General features: G+C 73.8%; 4 protein-coding genes and 1 pseudogene. 1 reads left to right on the top strand and 4 read right to left on the bottom strand.

The features are described from left to right. Window positions 1-28: 28 nt before the first annotated feature. The 3 genes from GTY84_RS10965 to GTY84_RS10955 all read right to left on the bottom strand — a co-directional run bounded on the left by GTY84_RS10965 (window position 29) and on the right by GTY84_RS10955 (window position 6,242). Window positions 29-781 carry a phosphocholine cytidylyltransferase family protein gene (locus GTY84_RS10965; protein ID WP_161225954.1) on the bottom strand — a complete coding sequence of 251 codons (753 nt, stop codon included), beginning with the start codon at window positions 779-781 and terminating at the stop codon, window positions 29-31. 116 nt (window positions 782-897) lie between these two features. Then, window positions 898-5,196, bottom strand: coding sequence for an Rne/Rng family ribonuclease (locus GTY84_RS10960; RefSeq protein WP_161225953.1), 4,299 nt, complete (start codon window positions 5,194-5,196; stop codon window positions 898-900). Between the two features lie 278 nt (window positions 5,197-5,474). Next, on the bottom strand, window positions 5,475-6,242 hold the full coding sequence (locus GTY84_RS10955) for a TIGR03936 family radical SAM-associated protein (RefSeq protein ID WP_161225952.1): 768 nt from the start codon (window positions 6,240-6,242) through the stop codon (window positions 5,475-5,477). A gap of 383 nt (window positions 6,243-6,625) precedes the next feature. On the opposite strand from GTY84_RS10955, the pseudogene GTY84_RS10950 reads away from it, so the two are divergent. Continuing rightward, a pseudogene (locus tag GTY84_RS10950) lies at window positions 6,626-7,753 on the top strand (recombinase family protein); the annotation flags it as partial. Between the two features lie 224 nt (window positions 7,754-7,977). Here GTY84_RS10950 and GTY84_RS10945 read toward each other — a convergent pair. Beyond that, window positions 7,978-9,918 carry a TIGR03960 family B12-binding radical SAM protein gene (locus GTY84_RS10945; protein ID WP_161225951.1) on the bottom strand — a complete coding sequence of 647 codons (1,941 nt, stop codon included), beginning with the start codon at window positions 9,916-9,918 and terminating at the stop codon, window positions 7,978-7,980. Window positions 9,919-10,044: the final 126 nt, after the last annotated feature.

Genomic DNA, 10,044 nt, shown 5'->3' with positions numbered 1-10,044 from the left:
ACGACGACCGGTGACGGGATGAGCCGCGTCAGTACCGGCACGCGATCTCCCTGCCCCTGGCCAGGTCCTCGTGGTTGTCGATCTCCACCCACTCCACCTCGCCGATCGGCGCCACGTCGATCCGGAAACCCCGGTCCACCAGCTCCTGGTAACCGTCCTCGTAGTACAGCTGCGGATCCCGCTCGAACGTCACCCGCAACGCGTCCACCAGATCCGCCGCCGCACCCCCCTCGATCAGCGTCACCCCGATGTACTCACCCGACGCCTCCGCCGGATCCATCAGCTTCGTGATCCGCCGCACCCCCTTCTCCGGGTCCACGACGACCTTCATCTCCTCCTCACCCAGCGACTTCACCGTGTCCAGCGCCAGAATGATCCGACGCCCCTCACCCCGCGCCGCCAGCAGAGTCCGCTCCACCGACACCGGATGCACCGTGTCACCGTTCGCCAGGATCACCCCGTCCGCCAGCGCCTCCCGACCGCACCAGAGCGAATACGCGTTGTTCCAGTCCTCCGCCCGGTCATTGTCGATCAGCGTCAGACGCACCCCGTACTTCGCCTCCAGCGCCTCCCTGCGCGCGTACACCGCCTCCTTGCGGTACCCCACGATCACACCGACCTCCGTCAGCCCGACCTCCGCGAAATTCCCCAGCGCCACATCCAGCACCGTGATGCTCTCCTCCGCACCCTCCGGACCCACCGGCACCAAAGCCTTGGGCAGCGTCTCGGTGTAGGGGCGCAGACGCCGGCCGGCGCCGGCCGCGAGCACGAGGCCTATCATCGCGGTTCTTCTCCTCTGGAGTGGTGGTTCCGCGGACGCGTGTGGTCCTGCCCCGGACGGGCAGGACCACACGTGCGGCGGCGGCTGGGGTTCCAGCCTCGTCGGTGAGGGCTGGGTCAGCCCTCGTCGGTGGCGCCGGCGGCGGACGCCTGCGGGGCGGTCGCCGCGGTCTTCTTCGCCGCCGTCTTGCGGGTCGTGGCCGACTTGGCCGCGGTCTTCTTGGCCGTCGTCGTCTTGGCCGCGGTCTTCTTGGCGGTCGTGGTCTTGGCCGCCTTCTTGGCCGTGGCCTTCTTGACGGCCGTCTTCTTCGCCGCGGTCTTCTTGGCCGCGGCCGTGGTGGCGGCCGTCTTGGTGGCGGCCGTCTTGGTGGCGGCCTTCTTCGCCGTCGCCTTCTTGGCCGTCTTGCGGGCCGCAGCCTTCTTGGCCGGGGCGGCCTCCTCGGCGGCGTCGGCGCTCCCGTCCTCGGCGGGGACCTCCGCGGGGGCGGTCTCCTCGGCGGCGGGCTCCTCGGCCGGGGCGGTCTCCGTCTCCACCGGCTCCGCGGCGGACGGGAGGACCACGACGGCCGTCTCCTCGGACGCGGTCGGCGCGGTGGCCTTGCGCACGGCGCGACGGCGCGGGCGGGCCGGGGCGGCGCTCGCGGCCGGGGCCTCCTCCGCCGGGGCGGCCTCGGCGGCCTCCTCCGTCCGCTGTCCGTCCTGCGCGGTCTCGGCGACCGTCACGACGGCTGCCTCGGCACCGGCGGGCGAACCGGCCGGCGCGGACACCTTGCGGGTGGCCCGGCGGCGGGTACGGCCCTGGGGCGCGGCCTCCTCGGCGACGGGCGCGGAGGTCTCCGCGACGGGCGCGGCCTCCTCCGCGACGGGCGCGGCGGCCTCGGCCGCGACGGGCGCCGGGGCGCCGGAGACGGCGTCCTCGACGGCCGCGGGCTCGGCCAGCACCTCGGCGGCGGAGCGCACCTCGGGACGGCCGGTCTCGTCGGCGGCCGTGACGTCCTGCGCGGTGGGCGCCTGCGCGGCGTCCCGGTCGGCGGCGCGGCCCTCGCCGCGCGCCGTCCGCGGCGCACCCGCCGGGGCGGACGCCCTGCGGCTCGCCCGGCGCCGGGTCCGGCCGCGGGTGGCGGCGGCCTCGGCCTCGGCGGCGCTGCTGTACAGCTCCTCGTCCGGGGTGAACTCGGGCGCGGGCAGGGCGACAGGCTCCGCCGCCTCGGCGGCGACCTCGGCCACGGACTCCGACTCGGCGTCCGCCTCCTGCTCCGCCGTCGGCCCGGCCACCGCCACCGTCTCGTGCTCGTGCTCACCGGCACCGGCGCGGGCCCGCTTGCGCCGCTTGCCGCCACCGCCCGAGGCGGACGGCTGGTCGAGGTGGACGACGACACCGCGCCCGTTGCAGTGGACGCAGGTCTCCGAGAAGGACTCCAGCAGACCCTGGCCGACCCGCTTGCGGGTCATCTGGACCAGGCCCAGCGAGGTGACCTCGGCGACCTGGTGCTTGGTCCGGTCCCGGCCCAGGCACTCCAGCAGACGCCGCAGCACCAGGTCCCGGTTGGACTCCAGCACCATGTCGATGAAGTCGATGACGATGATGCCGCCGAGGTCGCGCAGCCGGAGCTGGCGCACGATCTCCTCGGCCGCCTCCAGGTTGTTCCTGGTGACCGTCTCCTCCAGGTTGCCGCCCTGGCCGGTGAACTTGCCGGTGTTGACGTCGACGACGACCATCGCCTCGGTCCGGTCGATCACCAGCGAACCGCCGCTGGGCAGCCAGACCTTGCGGTCCAGCGCCTTGGCGAGCTGCTCGTCGATCCGGTACGTGGCGAAGACGTCGACCTCGGAGGTCCACCGCGACAGCCGGTCCGCGAGGTCCGGCGCCACATGGGAGACGTAGCCGTGGACGGTCTGCCAGGCGTCCTCGCCGCTGACGACGACCTTGGAGAAGTCCTCGTTGAAGATGTCGCGGACGACCCGGACGGTCATGTCCGGCTCGCCGTAGAGCAGGGTCGGGGCGTTGCCGCTCTTCGCCTTGCGCTGGATCTCCTCCCACTGCGCCTGGAGCCGCTCGACGTCGCGGCGCAGCTCGTCCTCGCTGGCACCCTCGGCGGCGGTGCGCACGATGACGCCCGCGTTCTCGGGGACGATCCGCTTGAGGATGCCCTTGAGCCGGGAGCGCTCGGTGTCGGGCAGCTTGCGGCTGATGCCGGTCATCGAGCCCTCGGGCACGTAGACCAGGTAACGGCCGGGCAGGGAGACCTGGCTGGTGAGACGGGCGCCCTTGTGGCCGATCGGGTCCTTGGTGACCTGGACCAGCACGGACTGCCCGGACTTCAGGGCCGCCTCGATGCGGCGCGGGCCGTGGCCCATGCCGAGCGCCTCGAAGTTGACCTCGCCGGCGTACAGGACGGCGTTGCGGCCCTTGCCGATGTCGATGAAGGCGGCCTCCATCGACGGCAGCACGTTCTGCACCTTGCCGAGGTAGACGTTGCCGACGTACGAGGTGGCCTGCTCCTTGTTGACGTAGTGCTCGACGAGCACCCCGTCCTCCAGGACGCCGATCTGGGTGCGCTCGCCGTACTGGCGGACGACCATGACGCGCTCGACGGCCTCGCGGCGGGCCAGGAACTCGGCCTCGGTGATGATCGGCACCCGGCGGCGGCCCTGCTCGCGGCCCTCGCGGCGGCGCTGCTTCTTGGCCTCCAGACGGGTGGAGCCCTTGATGGACTGCACCTCGTCGGAGGGCTCGGCGGCCTTGCGGGGCTCGCGGACCTTGACGACGGTGCGCTCGGGGTCGTCGGAGGAGCCCTCGGCCTCCCCGGAGCCGTCCCCGGCCCGGCGGCGGCGACGGCGACGACGGCGGCTGCTGCTGGAGCCGCCGGCGCCCTCCCCGTCGTGGCCGTGGTCGCCGTCCTCCGCGTCGTCCTCGCCCTGCTCGGCGGAGTCCTCGGCGTCCTGGTGGGCGTCGGCGTGGCCGTGGTCGCCCTCGGCGTCGTCACCGGTGTCGGCGTCGGCGGAGTCGCCCCGGCGACGGCGACGGCCGCCCCGGCGACGGCGGCGGCGCGAACCGGAGTCCTCGGAGCCCTCGGCGTCGTCGTGGTCGTGGTCGTCGTCGCCCTCCTCGGCCTCGGCCTCGGCCTCCTCCTGGGCGGCGGGCGCGGGCTCGACGGCGGGGGCGGCGGCCGGGGCCTGCTCGGCGGGGGCCTCCTCGGCCCCCCGGCGGCGGCGACGGCGGCGGGAGGCCGCGGACAGCTCCTCCGCGATGTCCTCGCCGTCCTCGTCGGCACGGGCGGGCTCGGCCCCGGCGGCCTCGGCGGCTGCTTCGGCGGCGGCCCGCTCGGGCGTCTGGAACTGGAACTTGGGCTCGGCGAAGACCGGCGGCTGGAAGACCGCGACGGCCGGGCGCGAGGGACGGCGCGGGGCGTCGTCGGCCCCGCCGGAACCGGCGGTCTGCGGCGGGGCGGCGAACCCGGAGGCGGCCTTGCGCGCGGTCCGGCGGCGGGCCCGGCGCGGGCCGCCCTCCTCGGCGGGCTCGGCGGCCTGGACGGGCTGCGCGGCGCGGGTGGGCTCGGCGGCCTGGACCGGCTGCGCGGCGCGGGCGGGCTCGACGGCGCGGGCGGGCTCGGCCGCGGCGGGCTCGGCCGCGGCGGCGGGCTCGGCGGCGGGGGACGCCGCCGGGGCGGTCACCTTGCGGGTGGCCCGGCGCCGGGTGCGGCGGGGGGCGGCGTCGTCGTCGGTGCCGTCGGTCTCGGCGCTCTCCGCGGCCGCGGGCGCCACGGCGGGCTCCGGCGTCTCCCGCGGAGCGGCGTCGGACGCGGCGGTCTCCGCGGCGGGAGAGGCGGTGACCCGGGTGGCGCGGCGGCGGGCGCGGCGCGGCGCGGCCTCCTCGGCGGCCGGGGCAGCGGTCTCCTCGGCGGCGGCCTCGGCGTCCTCCTCGGCCTCCGGGTCCTCCTCGGCGGCCACGGGCTCGGCCGGGACGGCGGCCCCGTTCCCGGCGGGGGACGCGGCACCGCGCGTGGCGCGGCGGCGGGTGCGGCGCGGTGCCGCCTCCTCCACGGGCTCGGCGGCCTCGGCGGCGGGAGCGGCGACCTCGGCGGCCGGGGCCGCGGCGACGACGGTCTCGGCGCTTCCGGCGGCGGGTGCCCCGGCGGGGGCGGAGGCACGGCGCACGGCGCGGCGCCTCGGGCGGGCCGGGGCGGCGTCGCCCTCGGAGTCCGCGTTCTCCCCGGCCACGGCGGCCGGGGCGGCGGGCTCGGCGGCGGGGGCGGTGGTCTCGGCCACCGCCTCGGGGGCACCGCCGGGCGGGCCCGCCGGGCGGGAGGCGGCCCTGCGCCGGCGGCGCGGCGGCAGGGTGTCGCTGGGGGTGTTGTTCGCCGCGGGGTCCGTCGAGACGGTCGCGGACTCGGTGGCTTCGGTCGGTTCGAGCATGCGGGGGTTTCTCCCGTCAGGCTCCCGGGCGCCGCGCCTGGTCCGGCGGGGCCGATTCGGCCGACCGCCGGTGACGTCCGCGGCGCGCGCGGTGCGCGTTCGCCGCCGTCCGGGGCGCGGGCGCCGCTCGGGAGCTATCCGTGTCTTGTCTCGCCGGTTCCGTACCCCTTGTCGTGCACGGCCTGGCGAAAAGTCTTGTGGTGGGTGCGCTGCCCGACCCAGGTGGCTCCCGAGTTCGAGGGCGGCGCTACGACGTCCGTCCCTGTGCGGGACCTTCCCTACGCGGGCGCCGTCGCGGCGGCGGGAGCGTCGGCCGGTTGCGGCGCGGTCGCTGCTGCCTCGCGGTCGGGCGCGAGCGGGTCGGTCACCGCGCCGGTCTCCTCATCGAACAGCCCCTGCGCCAGCCTGGTCACCGCTGCGGGGACCGGCGGCGCCAGGTCGGCCACGGCGCGGAGACCGGACAGGACGTCGTCGGGTCGTACGGCAGGCGTCACGTGCCGAACAACCAGGCGCAGTATCGCACAGGGCCGGTCGCCCGGCCCATCGGCCGGCGCGCTCCGTGTCTCCATGCTCACCACGGCGGAGCGGGCGTCGAAGGTGCGGACACCGTTCTTGGTGCGCCGCTGGACCTCGACGGCCGGTGCCGAGACGAAGGCCGCGGCGGCGCGTTCGGCGTCCGCCGGGTCCACCCCGGTCAGCCGCAGCTCCCAGACGGAAGCCGTCAGCCGGTCGGCGAGCCCCGAGGTACGGGCCTCGACCGCGTCGACGATGTCGAGCCCGGGGGGCAGCGACTCGTCGAGGAGCCTCCGCAGCGGCCCGGGGTCGCGCGCCTCGGTGAGCGCGATCTCCAGGTACTCCGCCTCACTGCCGGTGCCGGTGGGCGCGGCATTGGCGTACGACACCTTGGGGTGCGGGGTGAACCCCGCCGAGTAGGCCATGGGCACCTCGGCGCGGCGCAGCGCCCGCTCGAAGGCGCGCTGGAAGTCGCGGTGGCTGGTGAACCGGAGGCGGCCGCGCTTGGTGTAGCGCAGTCGGATGCGCTGCACCGCGGGTACGGGCGGCGGGCCTTCGGGCTGTCGCTTGCCCAGGGGACTTCTCCTTGCGTACGGGCGGTCGGACCGCGGCGCCGTCCCCGCACCCGGCGGGAACCGCCCGGCTCGCCCCCGTGAACCACGGGGACTCCTCGTGCCCGGTCCTCCTCCTAGAGTACGCGTTCGTCCTTCCCCGGGTTCCCACCCGGGGAGGGACGGCCGCACCGCCTACCGCACCACGGTCAGCGGCAGCGGCTTCTTCCCGGTGGGACATGGATATGGGTGTCCATGGTGGAGATATGGAAAAACGTCCGGGATTGTTCGCGAACTGCGCCACGCTGTGCGGCATGAGAAGACGAGGACAGCGGCGGAACGCGGCGGATCGAGCGGCCTACAGCGTGGGAGCCGAGTGGACCGAGGCCGACCTCGCCCTGCTGGAGGAGCTCGAACGGGCTGAGACCCTGCTCCCCCAGGAGGCTCCCCGGGCACTCCTGTCGATCCGCTTGTCCGTGCTGACGGACGACACAACGTCGCCCGTACGCCAGGAGCTCGGTCTCCGCATCCTGGCCGGGGAGCGGGGGAGCCGAGTCGTCGGCGTCGCTTCCGACCTGAACGTGTCCGCGACGAAGGTCCCGCCGTGGAAGCGGAAGGAACTCGGGGAGTGGCTGAACAACCGCTCCCCCGAGTTCGACGAGCTTCTGTTCCGGAAGCTCGACCGCTTCGTACGGCGTCTCTCCGATCTCTCGACGGTGATCGAGTGGAGCCTGAAGCGCGGGAAGAACCTGGCTCGAGGAACGACAGCCTCGACCTCACGACGACCGCCGGAAAGACCATGGTCACGATCATCGGCGGCATCGCCGAGATCGAGGCGGCCAACACCTCGACCCGCGTCACGAGCCTGTGGGACTGCGCGAAGTCGCAGCAGGACTGGATCATCGGGAAGCCGACGTACGGCTACGTCACGGACGAGGACGACCCGGGGAAGGTCGTTCTCGTCATCGATCCCGAGGCGTCCAAGGCTCTGCACTGGGCCCGGCACATGGCGCTCCGGGGACGCTCCGCCGGGTTCATGGTGCGCTGCCTGAAGCGGTCCGGCCTGATGACCCGAGGGCTCACCGTGGCGACGCTCCACCGGCGCCTGCGCAACCCCGCGCTCCTCGGCTACCGGGTGGAAGAGGACAGGAACGGCGGACAGCGACGATCGAAGCCGCTCCTCGGCAAGGACGGCGACCGATCAGAGTCGCCCCTCCCCTCTTCACCGAGGAGGAGTTCGAAACCCTCGGCGCCGCGCTCGACAAGCGCAAGAAGAGCCAGCCCCCGCGTCGTGCCGGAGGAGCGACACAGTTCCTCGGCGTCCTGCTGTGCGCCGACTGCAAGACCAACATGACCGTGCAGATCACCGACAACACGCACGGGACGTACCAGTACCTGCGGTGCCGCGACTGCAAGAGCGGAGGGCTCGGAGCACCCGCCCCCGAGCGGGTGTACGAGCCCTGGTGCAGGACGTACTCAGGATTCTCGGAGAGGCGGCTTCGTCGGCCTCGGTCTCAGACCCACTTCACGTCCGACGAGACGTCCGAGGGAGCGCCGGGCGACGGGAGCGGCGTTCTCCGTGCCTTCTTCGCCGGCCGCCGCCGATCCTTCCGCAAGCCGAGCGCGGTCAGCACCGTCACCGCGTCCGGCTCCGTGACGTCAGCCACGGCTTCAGCGATGCGGTGCAGCGGCTCACTCCCGCTGCCGTTTCCGCCGGTCAGCCGGATTTCTTGACCGTCAGAGGCAGCAGCTTCTTGCCCGTCGGGCCCGTTTGCGGCCATGTGTCGAACTGGGGACAGACCCCGCAGTCGAAGCAGGGGGTCCAGCGGCAGTCGTCGACCTCGGTCTCGTCGAGGGCGTCCTGCCAGTCCTCCCAGAGCCAGTCCTTGTCGAGACCGGAGTCCAGGTGGTCCCAGGGCAGGACCTCCTCGTAGGAGCGCTCGCGGGTGGTGTACCAGTCGACGTCGACGCCGAAGGGGGCCAGGGCCTTGTCGGCCGAGGACATCCAGCGGTCGTACGAGAAGTGCTCGCGCCAGCCGTCGAAGCGCCCGCCGTCGTCGTAGACCGCGCGGATCACGGCGCCGGTCCGGCGGTCGCCCCGGGAGAGCAGGCCCTCGACGATGCCGGGCTTGCCGTCGTGGTAGCGGAAGCCGATGGACCGGCCGTACTTCTTGTCGCCGCGGATCTTGTCGCGCAGCTTGGCCAGGCGCTCGTCGGTCTCCTGGGCGGAGAGCTGCGGGGCCCACTGGAAGGGGGTGTGGGGCTTGGGGACGAAGCCGCCGATGGAGACGGTGCAGCGGATGTCGCCGGAACCGGAGACCTCGCGGCCCTTCTGGATGACCCGGGTGGCCATGTCCGCGATCTGGAGCACGTCGTCGTCGGTCTCGGTGGGCAGGCCGCACATGAAGTACAGCTTCACCTGGCGCCAGCCGTTGCCGTAGGCGGTGGCGACGGTGCGGATGAGGTCGTCCTCGGAGACCATCTTGTTGATGACCCGCCGGATGCGCTCGGAGCCGCCCTCGGGGGCGAAGGTCAGCCCGGAGCGACGGCCGTTGCGGGTCAGCTCGTTGGCCAGGTCGATGTTGAAGGCGTCGACGCGGGTGGAGGGGAGGGACAGGCCGATCTTGTCCGCCTCGTACCGGTCCGCGAGTCCCTTGGCCACCTCGCCGATCTCGGTGTGGTCGGCGGAGGACAGGGAGAGCAGGCCGACCTCCTCGAAGCCGGTGGCCCGCAGCCCCTTGTCGACCATCTCGCCGATGCCGGTGATGGAGCGCTCGCGCACCGGGCGGGTGATCATGCCGGCCTGGCAGAAGCGGCAGCCGCGGGTGCAGCCGCGGAAGATCTCCACGGACATCCGCTCGTGCACCGTCTCGGCCAGCGGCACCAGGGGCTGCTTGGGGTAGGGCCACTCGTCGAGGTCCATCACCGTGTGCTTGGAGACGCGCCACGGCACGCCCGAGCGGTTCGGCACGACGCGGGCGATCCGGCCGTCGGGGAGGTACTCCACGTCGTAGAAGCCGGGGACGTAGACGCCGCCGGTCCTGGCCAGCCGGAGCAGCAGCTCCTCGCGCCCGCCGGGGCGGCCCTCGGCCTTCCAGGCGCGGACGATGGCGGTGATCTCCAGGACGGCCTGCTCGCCGTCGCCGATGACCGCGCAGTCGATGAAGTCGGCGATGGGCTCGGGGTTGAACGCCGCGTGCCCGCCGGCCAGCACGACCGGGTCGTCGATGCCCCGGTCACGGGCCTCCAGCGGGATGCCCGCGAGGTCCAGGGCGGTGAGCATGTTGGTGTAGCCCAGCTCCGTGGAGAAGGACAGGCCGAAGACGTCGAAGGCCCGCACCGGGCGGTGGCTGTCGACGGTGAACTGCGGGACGGTGTGCTCCCGCATCAGGGCCTCCAGGTCCGGCCACACGCTGTAGGTGCGCTCGGCGAGGACGCCCTGCTGCTCGTTGAGCACCTCGTAGAGGATCATGACGCCCTGGTTGGGCAGGCCGACCTCGTAGGCGTCCGGGTACATCAGGGCCCAGCGGACGTCGCACTCGTCCCAGGGTTTGACCGTGGAGTTCAGCTCTCCGCCGACGTACTGGATCGGCTTCTGCACATGCGGGAGCAGAGCTTCGAGCTGCGGGAACACCGACTCGGCGGCTTCGGCAGGCATCTCACGGAACCTTCGTGTGGTGACCGGGGTCCCCCGGTCGCAGGCTGGGGGCGGGTGACCATCCAGCCTAACCCGGCGCGCGGGGTCCTCCGCACCGCCGCCGTCCCGCGGGGGCCGGAGCGCGGC

The sequence above is a fragment of the Streptomyces sp. SID8352 genome (assembly GCF_009862265.1).
Classification (GTDB): Bacteria; Actinomycetota; Actinomycetes; order Streptomycetales; family Streptomycetaceae; genus Streptomyces.
Note: the sequence above shows the minus strand (reverse complement) of the source record. Positions and strands in the feature narration are given on the sequence as shown.